Origin of the sequence: Streptomyces sp. NPDC014764 (assembly GCF_043082785.1) — a bacterium.
GTDB lineage: Bacteria > Actinomycetota > Actinomycetes > Streptomycetales > Streptomycetaceae > Streptomyces > Streptomyces althioticus.
In genome coordinates this window covers 383995-403159 of record NZ_JBIBXY010000005.1, presented here as the reverse complement: position 1 = coordinate 403159, position 19165 = coordinate 383995, and the positions used below count along the sequence as shown (strand labels likewise).

The 19165-nt window shown below is 75.4% G+C and carries 19 protein-coding genes; 11 read left to right on the top strand and 8 right to left on the bottom strand.

What is annotated here, in order from left to right:
- Positions 1–83 precede the first annotated feature (83 nt).
- Positions 84–674 carry a hypothetical protein gene (locus ACF1AG_RS16115; RefSeq protein ID WP_391809905.1) on the top strand — a complete coding sequence of 197 codons (591 nt, stop codon included), beginning with the start codon at positions 84–86 and terminating at the stop codon, positions 672–674.
- A gap of 27 nt (positions 675–701) precedes the next feature.
- Here the strand turns inward: ACF1AG_RS16115 and ACF1AG_RS16110 are convergent, their stop codons facing one another.
- Positions 702–1394 carry a GAF and ANTAR domain-containing protein gene (locus ACF1AG_RS16110; RefSeq protein ID WP_359605524.1) on the bottom strand — a complete coding sequence of 231 codons (693 nt, stop codon included), beginning with the start codon at positions 1392–1394 and terminating at the stop codon, positions 702–704.
- A 203-nt stretch (positions 1395–1597) separates the two neighbouring features.
- Between ACF1AG_RS16110 and ACF1AG_RS16105 the strand changes: the two genes are divergently transcribed.
- The 7 genes from ACF1AG_RS16105 (at position 1598) to ACF1AG_RS16075 (ending at position 7480) form a co-directional block, all read left to right on the top strand.
- A complete protein-coding gene (locus ACF1AG_RS16105; RefSeq protein WP_359605526.1) occupies positions 1598–2389 on the top strand; it encodes a restriction endonuclease in 792 nt (263 codons plus the stop codon).
- Between the two features lie 197 nt (positions 2390–2586).
- The gene (locus ACF1AG_RS16100) at positions 2587–2862 is read left to right on the top strand and encodes a hypothetical protein (RefSeq protein WP_359746615.1); all 276 of its coding nucleotides are present in this window, start codon (positions 2587–2589) and stop codon (positions 2860–2862) included.
- 84 nt (positions 2863–2946) lie between these two features.
- On the top strand, positions 2947–3816 hold the full coding sequence (locus ACF1AG_RS16095; protein ID WP_359602434.1) for an oxygenase MpaB family protein: 870 nt from the start codon (positions 2947–2949) through the stop codon (positions 3814–3816).
- 86 nt (positions 3817–3902) lie between these two features.
- Complete coding sequence (locus ACF1AG_RS16090; protein WP_359602435.1) at positions 3903–4406, top strand: SRPBCC family protein; 504 nt, start codon at positions 3903–3905, stop codon at positions 4404–4406.
- Positions 4399–6042, top strand: coding sequence for an NAD(P)/FAD-dependent oxidoreductase (locus ACF1AG_RS16085; protein WP_359602437.1), 1644 nt, complete (start codon positions 4399–4401; stop codon positions 6040–6042). Before ACF1AG_RS16090 ends, ACF1AG_RS16085 begins: the two co-directional genes overlap by 8 nt.
- 77 nt (positions 6043–6119) lie before the next feature.
- Positions 6120–6605 (top strand): hypothetical protein, encoded by a 486-nt coding sequence (locus ACF1AG_RS16080; RefSeq protein ID WP_359602438.1) that lies wholly within the window; start codon positions 6120–6122, stop codon positions 6603–6605.
- Entirely contained in the window at positions 6602–7480 is an 879-nt protein-coding gene (locus ACF1AG_RS16075) for an SDR family oxidoreductase (RefSeq protein WP_391809904.1), read from the top strand. Before ACF1AG_RS16080 ends, ACF1AG_RS16075 begins: the two co-directional genes overlap by 4 nt.
- A gap of 77 nt (positions 7481–7557) precedes the next feature.
- Here ACF1AG_RS16075 and ACF1AG_RS16070 read toward each other — a convergent pair whose 3' ends face one another.
- Genes ACF1AG_RS16070 through ACF1AG_RS16060 form a run of 3 tightly spaced genes read right to left on the bottom strand, consistent with a single transcriptional unit; the run spans position 7558 to position 11112 of the window.
- Positions 7558–8568, bottom strand: coding sequence for a DUF5914 domain-containing protein (locus tag ACF1AG_RS16070; RefSeq protein ID WP_359602441.1), 1011 nt, complete (start codon positions 8566–8568; stop codon positions 7558–7560).
- Positions 8565–9581 carry a phytoene/squalene synthase family protein gene (locus ACF1AG_RS16065; RefSeq protein ID WP_391809903.1) on the bottom strand — a complete coding sequence of 339 codons (1017 nt, stop codon included), beginning with the start codon at positions 9579–9581 and terminating at the stop codon, positions 8565–8567. The genes ACF1AG_RS16070 and ACF1AG_RS16065 overlap by 4 nt, the downstream gene beginning before the upstream one ends.
- The gene (locus ACF1AG_RS16060; RefSeq protein ID WP_391809902.1) at positions 9568–11112 is read right to left on the bottom strand and encodes a phytoene desaturase; all 1545 of its coding nucleotides are present in this window, start codon (positions 11110–11112) and stop codon (positions 9568–9570) included. The genes ACF1AG_RS16065 and ACF1AG_RS16060 overlap by 14 nt, the downstream gene beginning before the upstream one ends.
- Before the next feature lie 346 nt (positions 11113–11458).
- Between ACF1AG_RS16060 and ACF1AG_RS16055 the strand changes: the two genes are divergently transcribed.
- The 3 genes from ACF1AG_RS16055 to ACF1AG_RS16045 are packed head-to-tail and all read left to right on the top strand — an operon-like array spanning position 11459 to position 14984.
- Positions 11459–12652, top strand: coding sequence for a lycopene cyclase family protein (locus ACF1AG_RS16055; RefSeq protein WP_359602447.1), 1194 nt, complete (start codon positions 11459–11461; stop codon positions 12650–12652).
- Positions 12653–12693: 41 nt separating this feature from the next.
- Positions 12694–13422, top strand: coding sequence for a methyltransferase domain-containing protein (locus ACF1AG_RS16050; protein WP_359602448.1), 729 nt, complete (start codon positions 12694–12696; stop codon positions 13420–13422).
- Positions 13419–14984 carry an FAD-dependent oxidoreductase gene (locus ACF1AG_RS16045; protein ID WP_391809901.1) on the top strand — a complete coding sequence of 522 codons (1566 nt, stop codon included), beginning with the start codon at positions 13419–13421 and terminating at the stop codon, positions 14982–14984. Before ACF1AG_RS16050 ends, ACF1AG_RS16045 begins: the two co-directional genes overlap by 4 nt.
- Before the next feature lie 33 nt (positions 14985–15017).
- On the opposite strand, the gene ACF1AG_RS16040 is transcribed toward ACF1AG_RS16045, so the two are convergent.
- The 4 genes from ACF1AG_RS16040 to ACF1AG_RS16025 form a co-directional block, all read right to left on the bottom strand.
- Positions 15018–16097 carry a B12-binding domain-containing protein gene (locus ACF1AG_RS16040; protein ID WP_391809900.1) on the bottom strand — a complete coding sequence of 360 codons (1080 nt, stop codon included), beginning with the start codon at positions 16095–16097 and terminating at the stop codon, positions 15018–15020.
- A complete protein-coding gene (locus ACF1AG_RS16035; RefSeq protein ID WP_391809899.1) occupies positions 16094–17665 on the bottom strand; it encodes a PP2C family protein-serine/threonine phosphatase in 1572 nt (523 codons plus the stop codon). Before ACF1AG_RS16035 ends, ACF1AG_RS16040 begins: the two co-directional genes overlap by 4 nt.
- A gap of 213 nt (positions 17666–17878) precedes the next feature.
- A complete protein-coding gene (locus ACF1AG_RS16030) occupies positions 17879–18607 on the bottom strand; it encodes an adenosylcobinamide amidohydrolase (protein ID WP_387796474.1) in 729 nt (242 codons plus the stop codon).
- A gap of 103 nt (positions 18608–18710) precedes the next feature.
- Complete coding sequence (locus ACF1AG_RS16025; protein WP_359602458.1) at positions 18711–19130, bottom strand: ATP-binding protein; 420 nt, start codon at positions 19128–19130, stop codon at positions 18711–18713.
- Between the last annotated feature and the right edge of the window lie 35 nt (positions 19131–19165).

Here is a 19165-nt window from a genome sequence, read left to right as displayed (position 1 = left end):
CGACCGCCGAACGGACCGCAACCATCGGGTCATCCCGGTCGTCTCACCCGATATCAGAACGTTGTCGTCCCAGGGGGCCGAAAATGCTTCAACCAAGAACAATCTGCGCGACGGCGGTGCTCCTCGGAGCCACGCTGCTGACGGCGGCGGTTCCGGCCGTGGCCGCCCCTCCGGCGGCGCCCGCCGCGGCCACGGTCTGCCCCACCGGCTGGGGCTCCACCGACAAGGCGGCCACCGCCGCCACGTCCGAGTCCGTGCGGAACGTCCGCACCGGCCGGCACGACTGCTACGACCGCATGGTCGTCGACGTGCCCGGCGCCGCGCGCGGAGACCTCGGTTACTCCGTCCGCTACGTCGACCGGCTCCACCAGGACGGCTCGGGACGGCACATCCCCGTCTCCGGCGGCGCGATCCTCGAGGTCCGCGTCACCGCCCCCGCGTACGACCCCGAGACGGGCGCGGCCACCTATCCCGCGCGCGCCGGGCGCGCCCTGCCGGGCGTCGACCTCACCGGGTACCGCACGTTCCGCGACGCGCGGTTCGCCGGCAGCTTCGAGGGCGACACCCAGCTCGGCCTCGGGCTGCGCGCGCGGCTGCCGTTCCGCGTGCAGCAGTTCGACGGACGTCTCGTGATCGACGTCGCCCACAACTGGACCGGCGCCGCCGCCCGCTGAGCCCGCGCCGTACGGCGGACCGGGCGGTCAGCGCTCCGCGCCGCCCGGTCCGCAGATCTCCCGCGCCACGTCCCGCAGCTTGGTGTTGGTGCGCTGCGACCGGGTGCGCAGCAGATCGAACGCCTGGTCCTCCGTGACGTGGTGCCTGCCCATCAGGATGCCCATCGCCTCGCCGATCAGATGGCGCGTGGTGATGGCCTCCTGCATCTGCTCGTCGGCGCGGGCGGTGGCGAACGCGACCGCCGCGTGCGACGCCAGGAGCCAGCCCGCCGTCTCGCTGTCCTCGGTGAACATCCCCGGCTTGCGCGAGTACATGTTGAGGGCGCCCAGTTCCTGCTCCCGCGTGTACAGGAGGAAGCCCATCATGCTGCCCACCCCGAGCTCCCGGGCCCGGGGCACGAAGTGCCGCCAGCGCTCCGAGGGCGCCGTGAGGTCGCGGATGCGGAACAGCCGCTCCGGGTGTTCGGGCCGAACCGCGTCGAAGCAGGGTCCCTCGCGCAGCTCGCCCTGCAGCATGTCGCTCCGGGTGACGAACGGGTCGGTCGGCGCCAGCGACCGGACCCGTCCCTCGCTCAGGACGAGGATTCCCGAGGCGTCGCAGCCGTCCACGAGCTCCACGGCCGATCGCGAGATCTGCTCCAGTGTCGCGTCGAGTGTGTGCTCCGCCAGCAGATCCCGGGCCATCGACGCCATGCGCTGGGCGAAAAGCCGCCAGTCCATGTCCGTCTCCCTGTCCGTCCGACCGTGCTCCTGACCATCGTGGCATCTCCTCACGGTCGCCTTTTTCCCACCGGACACCGAAACAGGCCGCCTGCCCTGTATTCGGTGAGCGCGCGGATCGGGGGCAGACGGCGTCTGTGATCTTCGGCGTGCCGGTGTGCGGGGCGCCGGTGCCCGGCCTTCCAGAGAGAGGAGTCACCACGGTGACCATGCCCGAGCGTCGTATCCGTGCGCTGCGCCCCGGCCGCCGCTTCGACCTGCGCTCCACCGCCATGTTCTTCGCTCTGCTCGCCGCGGCGCTGGTGATCGGGGGCCTGGCGGTGCGCGCGCTGGCCGGAGTGGTGCAGCGGCGCCCGGTGTGGGCCGTCGTGCTGCTCTGCCTGGTCGTCGCGGTCGCCGTGGCCCGGGGCCGCCGCAGGCGGCGGCCGTCGGCGGCGGGGATCGCCCGGCAGGCCGGGCGCGCGTTCGCCCGGGGGACGTCCACGGCGCTCGACGCGCTGGACGCGCAGCCCTCTGCGCCGGCACCACCCGTCATCCCCGCCCAGGCCGGGCCGGTGGACGAGGTCACCTCGCCGCTGCCCGTGGCGCAGGGCATCGACCACGAGGCCCTGACACCGGACGAGTTCGAGGCGGCCACGGCCGAGCTGTGCGCGCGGGACGGCTGCACGGAGGTCCAGGTGGTCGGCGGCGCGGGTGATCTCGGCGCCGATGTGACGGCACTGACGCCCGACGGGCGCCGGCTCGTCGTCCAGTGCAAGCGGTACGGGGAGGACAACAAGGTCGGCTCGCAGGATCTCCAGCGGTTCGGGGGCACGTGTTTCACGGTGCACGAGGCCGACGTCGCCGTCGTCGTCACCACCGGGGAGTTCACCGTGCCGGCGCTGGAGTACGCGGAGCAGTGCGGAATCGTCTGCGTCGACGGGGACGGACTGCTGGCGTGGAGCCAGGGGCGCGCGGAGGCGCCGTGGGCGGCGGTGCGGGAGGAGACGGCGTAGGGGACGTTCCGACGATTCGTGTCCGCGGGTCTCGTCGTGGTTGCTCGCGCAGTTCCCCGCGCCCCTCTCAGGGGCGCGGGGAACTGCGCGAACGGCCGAGGACGGCCCTGGCCGTACCCACCGGCCCCGCCGCCCACGGCGATCATGGGGAGCCCGCGCACCGGGCCGTTGTCAGTGGCGGATGCCACCCTGCCTTCATGGACGAGACGGAGTTCATGCGCGGCCGGGTGTACGGGGCGGACCACGACGACCCGGGGCCGCGTGAGGGACGGGTGTACGCGGAGCTGTCCGGCGGCCCCCTGGACGGACTGCTGCTGGACGTCACCGACCACGGCCCGGCGGAGCGGCGGCACGGTGTGGGCCTGCCCACCGAGATAGGCCGCTACGGCCCCGGCGGCCGCGCGGTCTACGCGCCCCGCGCGGCCGCCGGGGCCGGCGACCGGGTGTACGAGTGGCGGGGCGACGTCCCGTGACCGAACCCCGCGCGCGGGTAGGGACGCGGCGACCGGGGCAGACGTAGCCGTAGGACGTCACCGCCGAGGGAGGTGCGGCGCACCATGAAGCGGATCGCCGAACCCGCCTCGGCACTGCGCGGCCGCATCGGCCACGCCATCTTCTCGCGGGTCGCCGGCCCCGACGGCCCGGACAACCGCGCCCGCATCCACGGCACCCCGGGCCCCCGCTGGTTCGCCCCCGAGAGCCCGGTGCGGCAGGTGCACGGCGACGCGTCGATGTTCATCGGCGGGCTGTCCGCCCTGCTCCTCCAGTCGCTCCATCCGCTCGCCATGGCCGCCGTCGCGGGCCACTCCGGCTTCCGCGGCGACCCCTGGGGCCGGCTCCAGCGGACCAGCACCTTCCTCGCCGTCACCACGTACGGCACAGCCGACAGCGCCCAGCGGGCCGTCGAACGGGTGCGCGCCGTCCACGACACGGTCAGCGGCACCGCGCCCGACGGCCGGAAGTACCGCGCCTCCGACCCGCACCTGCTGTGCTGGGTGCACGTCGCCGAGGTCGACATGTTCCTGCGCGCCCACCAGCGCTACGGCGCCCGCCCGCTCGCCGACGCCGGCTGCGACGGGTACGTCGCCGACATGGCGCGCATCGCCACCGCCCTCGGCGTCCCCGACCCGCCCGTGGACCGGGCCCAGCTCGCCGAGCGGCTGGCCGCCTACCGCGACGAGCTGCACGCCACCCCGGACGCGCTGGCCACCACGCGGTTCCTGCTGCTCGACCCGCCCGTCCCGCTGCTCGCCCGCCTGCCGTACGGCGTCCTCGCGGCGAACGCCGTGTCCCTGCTGCCGCCGTGGGCGTCCCGCGAGCTGCGGGTGCCCCGCATGCCCGCCGAGAGCCTGTGCGTCCGCCCGCTGGGCACCGCCGTCACCGCCGGCATCCGCTGGGCGCTGGCACCCGCCCGCCCCGCCGCCTGACCCGTCCGGCGGAGCCTCCTGGTTGACGGCGGCAGGACGGGGCACTCAGAGCTGACCGGTGGCGCCCAAGGACACAGGAGGCAACAGTGGCGGTTCGTCATCGCTTGATCCGCACCGATCCGCGGTCCGTGTGGGCCGTGCTGGAGGACGGCACCCGCTACGCGGACTGGGTGGTGGGCACGTCCGAGTCGGAGCCGGTGCGCGGCCACTGGCCGCAGCTCGGCTCCGCCATCCGCTACGAGGTTCCCGTCGGCCCGCTGAAGCTGCACAACGAGACGGTCGTCCGGCGCTGCGTCCCCGGCGAGGTGCTGGAACTGGAGGCGAAGGCAGGCCCCCTCGGCACCGCCCGCATCGCCATCGAGGTGCAGCCCTGGGGCGACTGGTGCCTCGTCAAGGTGGACGAACACCCGCTGCGAGGGGCGGGCGGCTTCCTGCACAACGTGGCCGTCGAGGCGATGATCCAGATCCGCCACCGCGCCATGCTCGCCCGGCTCGCGCACCTCGTCGAGACCGAGGCCGCCGAGGCGGAGGAGCATCGGCCGCTCGGCCAGGTCGTGCCGGAGCCCGACGCGGGAGACGCCCGTGGCTGACGCCGTCGTCATCGGCGCCGGACCCAACGGCCTGGTCGCGGCGAACCTGCTCGCCGACGCCGGCTGGAGCGTCACGGTCCTGGAGGAACAGCCCGAACCCGGCGGCGCCGTGCGCCACGACCACGGCGTCCACCCCGACTTCGCCAGCGACCTGTTCAGCTCCTTCTATCCGCTCGCCGCCGCCTCGCCGGTCGTCTCCGGGCTCGGCCTGGAAGAGCACGGACTGCGCTGGAGCCACGCCCCGCACGTCGTCGCCCACCCGCTGATCGACGGCCGCTGCGCGGTCCTGGACCGTGACGTCGACGTCACCGCGGACTCCCTCGACACCTTCGCGCCCGGGGACGGCGACGCCTGGCGCCGGCTGCACTCCATGTGGGACACCCTGCGTCCCGACCTGCTGGACGCCCTGTTCACGCCGTTCCCGCCGGTCCGCTCCGGGCTGCGGCTCGCGGTACGGCTGCGCGGCACCGGCGGGCTGCGCATGGCGCGCACCCTCGTGCTGCCGGTGCGTCGCATGGCGGAGGAGGAGTTCCGTGGCGAGGGCGGCGGGCTGCTGCTGGCGGGCAACGCCCTGCACGCCGACCTAGCGCCGGAGGCCGCCGGCAGCGGCGGCTTCGGCTGGCTGATGTCCATGCTCGGTCAGACCTACGGCTTCCCCGTGCCGGTCGGCGGCGCGGGCGCCCTCACCGACGCCCTCGTGCGGCGCCTGGAGTCACGCGGGGGAGCGGTGCGGTGCGGGCGGCACGTGGAGCGCGTCGTCGTGCGCGACGGGCGCGCGGTCGCCGTGCGTCTCGCCGGCGGGGAGACCGTCCCCGCCCGGCGTGCCGTCCTCGCCGACGTGTCCGTGCCCGCCCTCTACGGCGGACTCGTCGCCCCCGAGGACCTGCCCGGGCAGCTGCTGTCCGACCTGGAGCGCTTCCAGTGGGACTTCGCCACCTTCAAGGTCGACTGGGCGCTGGACGGGCCCGTGCCGTGGGAGTGCGAGCAGGCCGCCGGAGCCGGGACCGTGCATCTCGCCAACGGGCTCGACGAACTCACCCGCTTCGCCGCCCAGCTCGCCATGGGACGCGTGCCCGACCGCCCGTTCTCCCTGTTCGGGCAGATGACCACCTCCGACCCGACCCGCTCCCCTGCAGGCACCGAGTCGGCCTGGGCCTACACCCACGTCCCGCACCGGGTCGTCGGGGACGCGGGTGACGACGGGCTCACCGGCTCCTGGGACAAGGACGAGCAGGAACGCATGGCCGACCGCGTCGAGGCCCACGTGGAACGCTTCGCGCCCGGCTTCCGCGATCGCGTCCGGGCCCGGCGGATCCTCGCCCCGCCCACGCTCCAGAACCTCGACCGCAACCTGCACGGCGGCGCCATCAACGGCGGCACCACCGCCATGCACCAGCAGCTGTTCTTCCGGCCCGCCCCCGGCACCGGGCGTCCCGAAACCCCCGTCAAGGGCCTGTACCTGGCCTCCGCAGGCGCCCACCCGGGCGGCGGCGTGCACGGCGCGCCCGGCGCCAACGCCGCGCGGGCCGCGCTGCGTCCGTCCTTCGCTCCCGGTCTCGCCGCCGCCCAGCGGCTGCTGGCCCACCGCGACCGCACCGGACACCGGCAGCCCGACCGGGGCGGGCGCCGCGCATGAGCCCCGACGGGCCGACACCGACCACGGACGGACGACCGGTCACGGACGGACGACCGACCACAGGAGGAGGCGAGACGATGAGCGGACAGAACGGACGGCCCGACGACGGCCCCGACCGTCGGCACCAGCGCCCGGAGGGCCTGAGCGACGAGACGGTCGAGGCGCTGGGATCACTGTCGAAGGCACTGGAGACCACCGAACGGGCCCGCGGCCACCTCTACAGCTTCCACCAGCTCACCGGCACCGCCGACCTGGAACTCGACCGGGCCGTGGAACTGCTGCACAAGGCCGGACACGCGGACTGGGCGGAGGCCGTCCGCACCCAGGTGCTGGGCCGCAACGTCATCCCCGGTCACTGGACGTTCCAGATCGTCGAGGCGTACGACCACACGTACTACCGGCCGTTCCGGGAGCTGGAGCAGGCCGCGGTGGAGGAGCTGGCCGACGGCCGCGACCACCTCTACGAGGCGGAGATGAAGGAGGCCCGCAGGACCGCGGGCCACCCGCACCACACCGCCCGCCCCGACGTCGACCCGCAGATCACCGGCGGGGACGGAGGATGAGCGTGGGCCCGCTGGGCGGACGCACCGCCGTGATCACCGGGGCCGCGCGCGGCATCGGTGCCGGCCTCGCCCGTGAACTAGCCGCACGCGGCATGCGGGCGGCGCTGCTCGGACACGAGGGCGACCGGCTGCGGCAGCTCGCGGACGACCTGCCCGTCCCCGCCCTCGCCTACGAGGTCGACGTCACGGACGACGCTGCGCTGGAGCAGGCGGCGGACGCGGTACGGACCGGGCTCGGCACGCCGTCCGTCGTCGTCGCCAACGCGGCGGTGGCGGACGCCGGGCTGTTCGCCGACTCCGACCCGGCGCGGTGGCGGCGGATCGTCGACGTCAACCTCACCGGCAGCGCGAACACCGCCCGCGCCTTCCTGCCCGATCTCACGGCGACCAAGGGCTACCACCTCCAGGTCGCCTCCCTCGCCGCCATCGGCGCCGCCCCGATGATGAGCGCGTACTGCGCCTCCAAGGCGGGCGTGGAGGCCTTCGCCCACTCCCTGCGCGCGGAGGTCGCCCACCTCGGCGTGACCGTCGGCCTCGGCTACCTCACCTGGATCGGCACCGACCTGATCGAGGACGCCGACCGCCACAGCGTGATGCAGGAACTGCGCGGGCACATGCCGTGGCCGGTGCGGGACGTGTACGCGCCGGACCGCGCGGCGGCCCGCCTCGCCCAGGCGGTCGAGCGCCGCAGCACGGCGGTCTACCACCCCCGCTGGCTCCGCGCCGCCCAGCCGGTACGGGCCGCCCTGCCTGCCGTGGTCACCAGGGCGACCCGCCACTACCTCCCCCGCATCGAGGCGCGTTCCCCCCTGACCCACACGGACCTCCTGGGCGGAGGCGGCACGGCGGACGCGAAGGCGGCGGGGCTGAACTGAGACGCCGTTCGCCAGACCTGCGTGCCTCGGCCCGCCCGGTGTCCTCACCGGGCGGGCCGAGGCCGTAGGGGTAACTGCTACGCCCCCGGGAAGCGTCCCGTCGAGCGGAGCGCCCAGCGGCGTTCCGCGTAGGCCAGGTCGTCGCGCCAGAGGCGGCCGGACGCTGCGCGGACCAGGGGGCGCAGGACGGGCGCCGCGGCCCGGGCGAGGGCGAAGCCGCGGCGGTCCGACGCCGCGACCACCGCCTCGATCACCGCCGTGCGCGGCCGGCCCGAGGCGTCCGGGCCCAGGGGAGTGGCGTGCGTCTCGACCACCGAGCCGACCCCCTCTCCCTCCGTGATGTGCATGACGACCGTGCGTGGCTCGGGAGCCGTGAACACCGCCCGGACCGGAACCACCAGACGGCCCGCCACCTTGAACGACACGTCCACCGCGAAGGCGTCCCCGCCCGCGCTCTCCGGAGTGTCCGCCACCGTGAGGTCGACGAACGAGTAAGGGTGGAACCAGGCCCCGTGCCAGGGGTCGAGCCGGTTCGCCACGACGTCCTCCGGCTCGCAGACGCCCACCCCCGCGTACACCGCCGTCAGCGCGCGCGCCGGGACCGGGCGGCGCGGCACCACCGGCGCGTCGAGCGGCTCCTCGCCGCCCACCGCGTCCAGCCGTACCCACACCAGCACCCCGTCGTCGTACGCGGGGAACGGCTCCCAGCCGGCGAACGGCCCGCCGTTCAGGGACAGTCCGTGCCAGTGGCAGACGAGCGTGCCGCAGCGCACCGGGCTGTCCCGCAGCGGCGCGCCCAGGTGCGGGCAGACGCCCGGCCCGGCGACGACGCGTCCGCCCGTGTCGCGCCAGACCACCACTTCCTGCCCCGCGACCGTCCGGCCCAGCGGGCGGTCGCCGCCGACGTCGCGGGAGGCGCCCACGACGTACCAGTTGCCCGAACGGCGTGCCTGCGCCCGCTTCAGCGCGCCCGCGATCAGAGCGGGCCTGGCGTCCCGCCAGGTGGGGCGCTGCCGTTCCCACGCCACGGCGTCGCGGCGCAGGGCGAGCGGCAGCCGCCGCCGTCGTCGTCCGTCACCCGCCCTCACGCGACCTCCTCGACCATCCGGGGCTCCACCGGCCCCGCACCCGTCAGCGGAACGCCGTCCGGCCGCCGGGAGGCCGCCGACCGGGCCCGCAGCCGCGCCGCGGCCACCCGGGCCAGCCCGTCCGCGGCCACCACCGCGCGCCGCCTGCGCCGTACCGCCGACCGCCCGTGCAGCACCGCGTACCCGTCCTCGGCGACCGCGTCCAGGATCCCGCCGTACAGCACGAAAGCGGTGCGGATACAGGGGCGGGACACCGGTTCGAGCATCGCGAGCCCCGGCGCCGCCTGCCGGTACACGCCCCGCGTCAGCCGTTCGAACGCGCGCAGCGCCGAGGTGATGCGCGGGTCACGGCGGCCGGTGTCCCGGCTCCAGCGCAGCCGCTCCCGGTCGACACCGTGCGCGGCGAGCAGGTCGGCGGGCAGGTACACCCGCCCCCGGTCCAGGTCCTCGCCCACGTCCCGCAGGAAGTTGGTCAGCTGGAAGGCGACGCCCAGGGCCGCCGCGTGCGGGGCGGCCGTCTCGCGGTCGGTGACCGTGCCGAGGACGGGCAGCATCTGCAGCCCGATCACCGCCGCCGACCCGTGCATGTACCGCCGCAGGGCCGCGTAGTCGGCGTAGTCGGTCACCACCAGGTCGGACCGCATGGCGGTCATGAAGTCGGCGAAGTGGGCGTGGTCGATGCCGTACCGCCGGGCCGTGTCGGCGAGCGCCCGCACCACCGGCTCGGCACTGTCCCCGTCCCGCAGCCCTTTGGCCAGCTCCCGCTCCAGCGCCGCCAGTTCGGCGTCCCGGCGGGCGGTGTCCGCGCCGGTGCCCAGCGCGTCGACGATGTCGTCCGCCCAGCGGGCGAAGCCGTACAGGGCGTGCACGGCGGGCCGCCGCTCCACGGGCAGCAGCCGGGTGGCGAGGAAGTACGTCCGTCCGTGCCGGGCGTTGAGCTGCCGGCAGTGGTCGTACGCCTCGCGGAGCACCGGATCGGTGATCCCCGCCGCGTCCAGTTCACGCTCGGTCATGCAGGGCCTCCTGGGTGGAGAACGAGGTGGACGCGCGTCCGGCGGGGCCGCCGGCGCCGGTGATGCGCGCCGCTGCCAGCTTCCCGGACAGCAGCACGGTCGGCACGCCGACGCCGGGGGTGGTGCCGCAGCCGGCCAGCACCGCGTTCTCGGCGGAGCGCACCAGGTTGCGAGGCCGGAACGGACCCGTCTGGGCGAAGGTGTGGGCGGTGGCGAACGGCGTACCGGCCGCGTGCCCCTGCGCGGTCCAGTCGGCGGGCGTGACCACGCACTCCGCCTCGATCGCGGAGGCCAGCCCGGTCAGACCGCGCTCCTCCAGCGTCCGCAGCACCGTGTCCCGGTAGCGCGGAGCCAGGTCCGTCCACTCGGCGGCGCCCGGCCCGATGCCGGTGTTCGGGCAGGGCGCGAGGACGTAGTGCAGATGGCGTCCCGGCGGCGCGAGCGACGGGTCGGTGGCGGTGGGCCGGGTGATCAGCAGCGACGGGTCGCTCATCAGCCGCCCGGTCCGGGTCAGCTCGTCGAACGTCCCACGCCACGCCTCACCGAAGGAGATCGTGTGGTGCGCCAGTTCGGGCCAGGTCCGGTCCGTGCCCAGATGCAGCACCACCGCCGAGGGCGAGTGCCTCAGCCGCACGGGACGGCGGGGCGCCCCGCCCAGCAGCCGGTACGTGACGGGCAGGTCGGGCGTGAGGACGACCGCGTCGCAGGGGATCCGCTCGTCGCCCGCGACCACCGCCGTCACCCGGCCGCCGGAACGCTCCAGCCGGGTCACCTCCCGCCCGAACCTCAGGTCCGCACCCGCGTCGGCGGCGGCGTCCGCCATCGCCTGCGGCAGCGCGTGCATGCCGCCGCGCGGGAAGTACACCCCGGCGACCGTGTCCATGTACGCGATCACCGCGTACGCGGCCAGCGCCCGCGCCGGCGGCACGCCCGCGTACAGCGCCTGGAAGGAGAACACCCGGCGCAGCCGCTCGTCCTTCAGGAAGCTCCCGATGCGCGCGTCCAGCCGCCCGAAGCCGCCCAGCGCCGCCAGCCGCACCAGGTCCGGGTGGAGCAGGCCGAGCGGCGAGTCGAAGTTGGCGTCGATGAACCGGCGCATCTGCGCCCGGTACAGCCGCTCCAGCCAGTCCCGCATCCGCAGGTAGCCCGCCGCCTCCCGCGCCCCGGCGAACCGCTCCACCTCGGCGGCCATCGGCTCCGCCCGGGTGTGCACGTCGAGACTGCTGCCGTCGGCGAACCGCGCCCGGTAGGCGGGGTGCAGCGGCACCAGCTCCACCCGCTTGCGCAGGCTGTCGCCGACCGCGGCGAACGGCTCGTCCGCCAGGTCGGGCATGGTCAGCACGGTCGGCCCGGTGTCGATCCGGTACCCGTCCAGCTCCATCCGCCCGGCGCGCCCGCCCGGCAGGCCGTCCCGCTCGACGACGGTCACGCGCCGGCCCGCACCCAGCAGATGCAGCGCCGCCGACAGACCGGCGAGGCCGGCCCCCACGACGACGACGTGGTCCGCGCGCCCCGGAAGGGTACGGGTCACCGGCCGGCCCCCGCCCCTGCCGCACACCCGTGCACGACGTCCGCCGTCACGCGGACGGAACACACCCGGACGGCCCGCACCCGGACGGTGGGTCCGGTCGGACGGGCCGGGCGCGGCGCGCGCGACCGCATCGTCGCGCGGTGTCTCTTGGCCCCAGTCGGGAGCATCCGGTGTCTTCCTCTCGTCGGCACGCGCATCGTTCCGGTACGCCGGACGACCGGCGCATGCCTTCCCGGTCGCGCCCGTCGTCTCACGTCCGAGTGACCCGGATCCGCGCGGGCACACGGACGGAAACAACCGGCCGTGCGGATCCGCGCGGACCCGTACCGAGGAGGGTGGTGCCGGCGTGCTGGAGGCGGACGTCGCGATCGTCGGGGCGGGGGCGGCCGGGCTGTCCCTCGCCCACCGGCTGGCGGGTCCCGGCAGCGGGCGCCGGGCGCCGTCCGTGGCCCTGCTGGACGCGCCGCCCGGACCGCTGCGACCGCCCCGCCGCACCTGGTGCTTCTGGGAGGCGGGCCCCGGTCGCTTCGACGCCGCCGTGACCGCGTCCTGGCGGAGCCTGCGGGTCCGCGACCGGGGAGGCCGCCCCATCCAGGGGGACATCGCCCCGCTGCGCTACAAGATGATCCGCTCCGACGACTTCGAACACCTGGTCGCCCGCGACCTGGCCGGCCACGACGGGGTACGGCGTGTCGAGGGCACCGTCGACACCGTGGAGGACGTGCCCGGGGGAGCGCTGGTGCGGCTGCGCGACCGCGACGGCAACTCCCGCGTGGTGGGCGCACGCTGGGTGTTCGACTCACGCCCGCCCGGCAGCCTGCCCGCCGCCCGCACCACGCTGCTCCAGCACTTCCACGGCTGGTTCGTGCGCACCGCCCGGCCCGCCTTCACCCCCGGCACCGCCGAACTCATGGACTTCCGCACCCCGCAGCCCGCCGACGGCCTGTCCTTCGGCTACGTCCTGCCCGTCGGCCGGCACGACGCCCTGGTGGAGTACACCGAGTTCTCGCCGCGCCCCCTCACCTCCGACGCCTACGAGGCAGCCGTACGCCACTACACCGACGACGTGCTCCGGCTGGGCGACCTCGAAGTGCTGTCCACCGAGACGGGCGTCATCCCGATGACCGACGCCGTGATGCCCCGCCGCACCGGGCAGTCCGTGTTCCGCATCGGCGCGGCGGGCGGCGCCACCCGCCCCTCCACCGGCTACACCTTCGCCGGGCTCCAGCGCCAGACCCGCGCCGTCGCCGCCGCGATCCGCGACGGCCGCCGCCCGGTGCCGCCGCCCGCCCACTCGGCCCGCTCCCGGGCCATGGACGCCGTGCTGCTGCGCGCCCTGGCCGGAGGGCGAGCCGACGGACCCGCCCTGTTCTGCCGCCTGTTCGACCGCGTTCCCATGCGTCGGCTGCTGCGGTTCCTCGACGGCGACACCCGCCTCCACGAGGACCTCGCCGTCGGCCTGCACGCCCCGGTCGGCCCGATGCTCCGCTCCGCGCTGGAACTGCCCGGCCTGCCCCGCCGCCCCTACGACGGCCCCTGAAACCCCCTGACGTGTCCCGCCCCTGCCACCCCGGAGACCCCATGACCCTCCTGCGCGACGAGCACCTCGCCGCCGCCTTCGACCACGCCGCCCGCAGCTACGACACCCTCGTCGCCGCCAACCCCGGCTACCACGCCCACCTGCGCCGCTCCGCACGTCGCCTGGGCCTGCCCCGCGGCGGCGAAGGGCTGCGCGTACTCGACCTCGGCTGCGGCACCGGCGCCTCCACCGGCGCGCTCGCCGAGGTGCTGCCGAGCGCCGACATCACCGCTGTGGACGCCTCCGCCGGCATGCTGGAGCGGGCCGCCGCCAAGACCTGGCCGCCCAACGTCACGTTCACACACGCGCCCGCCGAACGGCTCGCCGAGGCCGGGGTGACCGGGCCCTTCGACGCGGTGTTCGCCGCCTACCTCTTCCGCAACGTCACCGACCCCGACGCCGTGCTGCGGACCGTGCACGGCCTGCTCACGCCCGGCGGACGCCTCGCCGTGCACGAGTACACCCTCGGCGGCCGCCGTACCGACCGCGCCGTGTGGACGCTGGTGTGCCGGGGCGTCGTCCAGCCGGTCGCGACCCTGCTCGGGGACGGCGACCTGTACCGCCATCTGTGGCGCAGCGTCGTCGAGTTCGACACCGCCGACCGGTTCGCGGACCGGCTTCGGGGAGTCGGCTTCGACTGCGTGCGCCGACTGCCGCTGCCCGGCTGGCAGACCGGCATCACCCACACCTTCACCGGGCGCCGCCCCACCACGACGGAGACCGCGCGATGACCCGGCCGTCCCGCCCGAACGCCGCCCGCCGGGGCCGAGACCGCCGCGCCCGCGTGATCATGCCCGCGCCCGGCGCACCGCGCGCCGACCGCGACCGCAGGCCGAGCACCGCCGTCGTCGGCGGCGGCATCGCCGGACTGGCCGCCGCCACCGCCCTCGCCGAACGCGGCGTCGACGTCACCCTCTACGAGGCCCGCCCCTACCTCGGCGGACGCGTCGGCGGCTGGCCCGTCGACCTCGGCGACGGCACGTCCGCGACGATGAGCCGCGGTTTCCACGCCTTCTTCCGGCAGTACTACAACCTGCGCGGCCTGCTCCGCCGTACCGACCCCGCCCTGGAACGCCTCACCCCGCTGCCCGACTACCCGCTGCGGCACAGCGACGGCATGCACGACAGCTTCCGGCACGTGCCCCGCACCCCGCCGTGGAGCGCGCTCGGCTTCGCCGCGCTCAGCCCGTCCTTCCCGCTGCGCGACCTGCCCCGGATGAACGCGGCGGCCGCGCTGCCCCTGCTCGACGTGCGCGTGCCCGGGATCTACGAACGCCTCGACGCGGTAAGCGCCCACGACTTCCTCGACGCGGTCCGCTTCCCGGAGAGCGCCCGGCACCTGGCCTTCGAGGTGTTCTCCCGCAGCTTCTTCGCCGACCCCCGCCTGCTGTCGGCTGCCGAGATGTCGCTGATGTTCCACATCTACTTCCTCGGCTCCTCCGAGGGCCTGCTGTTCGACGTGCCCACCGCGCCTTTCCCCACGGCCCTGTGGGAGCCGCTCGCCGCCCTGCTCGAGCGGCACGGTGCGGACCTGCGCACCTCCACCCCCGTCGAGCACGTCGAACCCCTGGACGACGGCGGGTACGAGGTCGTCACCGGCCGGGACGGGCGGCGCCACGACACCGTGGTGCTCGCCCTGGACGCCGTCGGACTGCGCGCCCTCGTCGACCGCTCACCCCGGCTCGGGGACACACCCTGGCGGGAGAGGATCGCCCGGCTGCGCAACGCCCCGCCGTTCCTGGTGTCCCGGCTCTGGCTGGACCGCCCGGTCGCCCCGGACCGGCCGGGCTTCCTCGGCACCAGCGGCTACGGCACCCTCGACAACGTCAGCGTCCTCGAACGGTACGAGGACGAGGCCGCCCGCTGGGCCGCCCGCACCGGCGGCTCCGTCGTCGAGCTGCACGCCTACGCCCTCCCCCCGGAGGCGGCACCGGAGGTCGAACAGAAGCGGCTGCTCGACCAGTTGCACCGCATCTACCCGGAGACGCGGAAGGCGGGGATCGTCGACGCCCGACACGAGTGGGGCACCGACTGTCCGCTCTTCCCCGTGGGCGGATACGAGGACCGCCCGACGGTGCGCACGCCCGACCCGGGCCTGATGGTGGCCGGCGACCTGGTCCGCACGTCCCTGCCGGTCGCCCTGATGGAACGCGCGGCGACCACCGGCTTCCTCGCCGCCAACGCCCTGCTGGAACGCTGGGGCGTCCGGGGCCAGCCCCTCTGGACGGTCCCGGACCGCGGACGCAGCGCGGTGCTGCGCGGACTGGCGGGGACGGCGGGGCGCGGCAGGTGACGTGAACCGGGGGAGCGGGAGGGCTCCCCCCGGTCAGACCACCGTGTCCGTGACCGCCGGGTCGGTCCGGTCCGTGAGATGGGCGGCACCGGCGCGGAGGAAGGACAGGGCACGCGGGAAGTCGTGCAGACGGTCGGCGAGGATGTCCAGGCCGGTCACCAGGGAGTGCGGGGGGACCTGCCGGGCGGACAGCACGTCCGCCGTCCAGCCCAGGAACTCGGTGAAGACCTCGACGGCGTCGACGTAGAGGGCGGTCGCGAGGAAGTCGACGACGTGCGCCAGATCCTCGGCCGTGCGCTCGCGCTGCGCGTCGCTGTACTCCCGCATCGGCGGGAAGCGCCGCTCCAGCTCGGTCAGCGTCTCCCTGACCAGCCGGCCGCGTGACTGGGCGACCATGCTGTACTCCTGGTCGGCCAGGTGCGGCAGGTCGTCGACGGCCTGCCGGACGTTCGCCGGCCGCGGGAGCCCGGCCTCCAGCACGGCCGCGGCGCCGCGCGCGTCCGGGGCCCACGCGTCGGCGCCCAGGGCGCGCGCGTACCGCCCGTCCACGCCGAACGCCCGGCCCCCCGCCACCACCGGCACGCCCACCGACCGGCAGGCGTTGATCGCGGTGTGCGCCCGCGGCAGGTGCGTGGGGATCGAACCGGAGAGCAGCACGGCGTCGGAATTGGTGTGGTGCTGGTGCGCGACCAGGTGCGGGGTCGGCGTCTGGGCGCCCAGGTAGTCGACCTGCCAGCCGCGCAGCCGCAGCGTCTCCGCGACGAGGCGCGCCGGGAACGCGTGCCATTCACCGTCGACGCAGCTCACCGTGACCCGGCCCCGGACGGCCTCGGGGCGCGTGCCGGAACCGTGGTGCGCCAGGGCGGTGATCACCCGCTCGTTGATCGCCGTCGCCGCGTGCTCCTGGGCGACGGTGATGTGGTCGGCGGCCCACTCCAGACCGATCCGCGCCTGCACCGCCGCGACCACGTCCAGCAGCAGGTCCTCCTCCTGCCAGCCCTCCGTCAGGGCGCCGCGGACGACCTCGACGGCGTCGTACTCGTCGCCGTCGATCACCGCCTTCCACAGCGCCTCGCCGAGTTCGCCGGCCGACGCCCGGGGGCCGCCGCTCATGCTGTCCTCCGTGCTCGTCCGCCGGCGCCGGCCGGCGCGCCGTCGCCCGCCGGGCCCCCGTTCCGCGGGGCGGTGACGGCCACGACGGCCATGTCGTCGTGACCGCTGCCCGGCTCCAGCCACTGCCCGGCCAGCATCTGTACGTGTTCCACCAGCGCCTCGCCCGGCATGCCGCCGCATCCCTCCAGGGCCTGCCGCAGCCGATCCTCGCCGAACAGCTCGTCGCCCAGCGGGCCGCCGCGGGCCTCGGTGATGCCGTCGGTGTAGAGCAGGCAGGTGTCGCCGGGGCCGAGGACCGTCTCCACGGTGCGCGCGGTCACCTTGGGCAGCGCGCCCACGAGGGTGCCCTGCGTGGGCATCTCCTCGACCCGGCCGTCCGCGCGCACCACCAGCGGCGGCAGATGCCCGGCGCTGGTGAGCCGCAGCCGCACCGAGCCGTCGTCCTGCCGCTTCACGGACGCCAGTACCAGGGTGGCGAACCGGGCGTGGTGGGACGTGAGCAGGGCGCTGTTCAGCATGCGCAGCACCCGGAGGTGGTCGGAGGCGAGCGGCAGCAGCGCGTGCAGCGTGTTGCGGATCTTCCCGGTGAGGACCGCCGCGTCCAGTCCCTTGCCGGCCACGTCGCCCAGCGCCACGAACGTCTCGGCGGACTCGTCGGGGCCGGGGTGGACGTCGTAGAAGTCGCCGCCGACCCGCTCGTGGTCCATGGCGGTGCGGTAGCGGCCCGCGTAGTCGACGCCGTGCACACGGCTCAGCGGCGGCGGCAGCAGCTCCCGCATCAGGGTGCCGGTGATGGACGTCTGCTCGCTGTAGAGGCGCGCCGCCGACAGGGCGGTGCCCGCGCGCGAGGCGAACAGCCGGGCGAACACCTCCTCCTCGGGCGAGAACCCTTTCTCCGTGTCCGAGCGCAGCAGGATCAGCGCGCCCGCCGGCACCCCGTGCCCGGGCAGCGGCGTCACCAGCACGGAACCGACCGGGCCGGAGAAACCGTCGGGGATCGCCCAGGCCGGGATGGCGTCCGGGTTGATCCAGCGGGCCGGCACGGGCGGGAAGCCGCGCAGGGCCTCGTCGAGCCCGGGGACGGTGAGCGGGTCGATCTGCCGGGTCTCCTGCACCACCCGCCGCCCCCGCAGGGCGTGGGTGACGGCGTACCGGTGCCCGGCCGGCGGGGTGATCAGCACGGCGGCCTCGGCGAGGTGGTCGGTGGCCATCCGGGCGGCGACCTCCGCACAGCGCGGCACGTTCAGGGAGGACAGCAGGGTGCTGAAGAGGCCGGAGGTGGCGTCGGCACGCCGGCGGGTCTCCAGAACGGTCTCGTGGGCCCGCACGAGGTCGGTGCGGTCGAACAGCCACCAGGCCACGCCGCCGTCCCCGGCGGGGGAGGGCCGGGCCTCGAAGGAGCGGTCGCCGAGGAGCCCGGCCGGCGGGCCCGCCGTCGGGTCGAGGGCGTCGGCGACATGACGCCGGTGCGCCTCGGCGAGCCACGACGGCGGGACGTCGGAGGCGGACGCGGTGAGGCGGCGGGCGGCACGGTTGCGGCCGGCGATCCGGCCGCGGGAGTCCAGCACCAGAACGGGGCACGGCGCGTCGTCCCACGCGGGGACGGCTCCGTCGCGCGCATCGCACGGATCGGTACTGGAACCGGGGGAAGAGATCACGAACGAGGTGCGCGCCGCGCACCCACCCCCTTTCTCGTCGGCGTCAGCAGGTATGGCGGCAACGGTCCCCCATCCGTGCCTGCGAAGCAACCTGCCGTCTCGGCGAGGCGGTTCATGAGGCGCTCAGTACCCCGGAAGCGGTGTTCCATGCGTCACACCGGACCCGCCGGGACCGCCGTCCGCCACGGCGTCCCGCACGGCCCGGTGCACGGCGCGCGCCAGCCGCGCCCCCCACAGCGACCGGGGTCCGGCGAACGCATACGCCTCCCGGCCGCGGGCCGGGGCGTCCGCGATCACGCACACCGCGTCGGTCGGGGTCCCGGAGCAGTCGTGGCCGCTCTCCACCAGCGCCTGCACCTTCGCCTCCGTCGCGGTGGCCACCGCGTTCACCAGGGCCGCGTCGGTCAGCGCGGCCGGCACGGCCACCACGACATTGATCGTGCCCGGCTCCGGGGCGCCCGCCGCGCCCTCACCGGGTCGCGCGGCCCAGCCGCGCACGTCCACGCCCGCTGTGACGAACGCCTCCACGCCCGCGTCGCGCGCGTGCGCGTACGCCGACACGTCGGCCGCCGTCATCAGACCCACCCCGGGCCCGCTCAGGCCCGCGTCCGCGGCGAGGGAGGCGAGGTGCCGCTCGGGGTCGGTGCGCCGGTAGCCGTGCGCCACCTGAGCGTTGAGGATCCACGCCCGCTCGCCGATGCCTCCGCCCAGCACCGCGCTGCTGATCGCGCGGCGCCCGGGACCCGCCGCCCACAGCAGGGCGTTCAGCCGTTCACCGTCCTCGGTGCGGGTGAGCCGTCGCGGGGCCGGCAGGGCGGGCGTGGCGGGGTACGGGGGCAGGACGGCGGTCACCGTGCGGGGCTCCTTGCGGCGGGCGGCCTTCGCGGGCGGCCCTTGCGGGGGTCGGCCCGACCGATCGTAGGCCGGGCCGGGTCCGCGTCCCGCGCCGGGGTGATCACACCGTGGCTGCGGCCTCCGGAGCGCGGAAGCAGGCGGTGACCGTCTTGCCGTGCGGGCAGGGCCGCGCCTCCCAGGTGTCGGCCAGGACGTCGACCAGCAGCATGCCGCGTCCTCCGACCCGTTCCTCGCTCGGTTCGCGCGGCGCGGGCAGGGAGGCGGACCCGTCGTGCACGGAGATGTGCAGGCAGCGGGTGTCCCACGCCATCACCAGCTGCGCGTCGGTTCCGGCGTGCACATGCGCGTTGGTGACGAGCTCCGACACCGTGAGCAGCACGGAGTGGACCGTCTCGGGCGCGGTCTCGTCCCACCCCAGGGTGGCGAGGTGCTCCTGCGCCCAGTCACGGGCCGCCTTGACCCCCTGACCCATCGGCAGGGAGCGAGCCCAGCCCACGGTACGGACCGACGATTCGTTCATGGAGTCCCTTCCGGTCGTCGGCCTGCGGTCCGCGC

What these genes read in the sequence shown, in the direction of transcription:
- ACF1AG_RS16115 (WP_391809905.1), top strand. Translation starts at nt 84, where the DNA reads ATGCTTCAACCAAGAACAATCTGCGCGACGGCGGTGCTCCTCGGAGCC.
- ACF1AG_RS16110 (WP_359605524.1), bottom strand. Translation starts at nt 1,394, where the DNA reads ATGGACTGGCGGCTTTTCGCCCAGCGCATGGCGTCGATGGCCCGGGAT.
- ACF1AG_RS16100 (WP_359746615.1), top strand. Translation starts at nt 2,587, where the DNA reads ATGGACGAGACGGAGTTCATGCGCGGCCGGGTGTACGGGGCGGACCAC.
- ACF1AG_RS16095 (WP_359602434.1), top strand. Translation starts at nt 2,947, where the DNA reads ATGAAGCGGATCGCCGAACCCGCCTCGGCACTGCGCGGCCGCATCGGC.
- ACF1AG_RS16080 (WP_359602438.1), top strand. Translation starts at nt 6,120, where the DNA reads ATGAGCGGACAGAACGGACGGCCCGACGACGGCCCCGACCGTCGGCAC.
- ACF1AG_RS16075 (WP_391809904.1), top strand. Translation starts at nt 6,602, where the DNA reads ATGAGCGTGGGCCCGCTGGGCGGACGCACCGCCGTGATCACCGGGGCC.
- ACF1AG_RS16065 (WP_391809903.1), bottom strand. Translation starts at nt 9,581, where the DNA reads ATGACCGAGCGTGAACTGGACGCGGCGGGGATCACCGATCCGGTGCTC.
- ACF1AG_RS16050 (WP_359602448.1), top strand. Translation starts at nt 12,694, where the DNA reads ATGACCCTCCTGCGCGACGAGCACCTCGCCGCCGCCTTCGACCACGCC.
- ACF1AG_RS16045 (WP_391809901.1), top strand. Translation starts at nt 13,419, where the DNA reads ATGACCCGGCCGTCCCGCCCGAACGCCGCCCGCCGGGGCCGAGACCGC.
- ACF1AG_RS16040 (WP_391809900.1), bottom strand. Translation starts at nt 16,097, where the DNA reads ATGAGCGGCGGCCCCCGGGCGTCGGCCGGCGAACTCGGCGAGGCGCTG.
- ACF1AG_RS16025 (WP_359602458.1), bottom strand. Translation starts at nt 19,130, where the DNA reads ATGAACGAATCGTCGGTCCGTACCGTGGGCTGGGCTCGCTCCCTGCCG.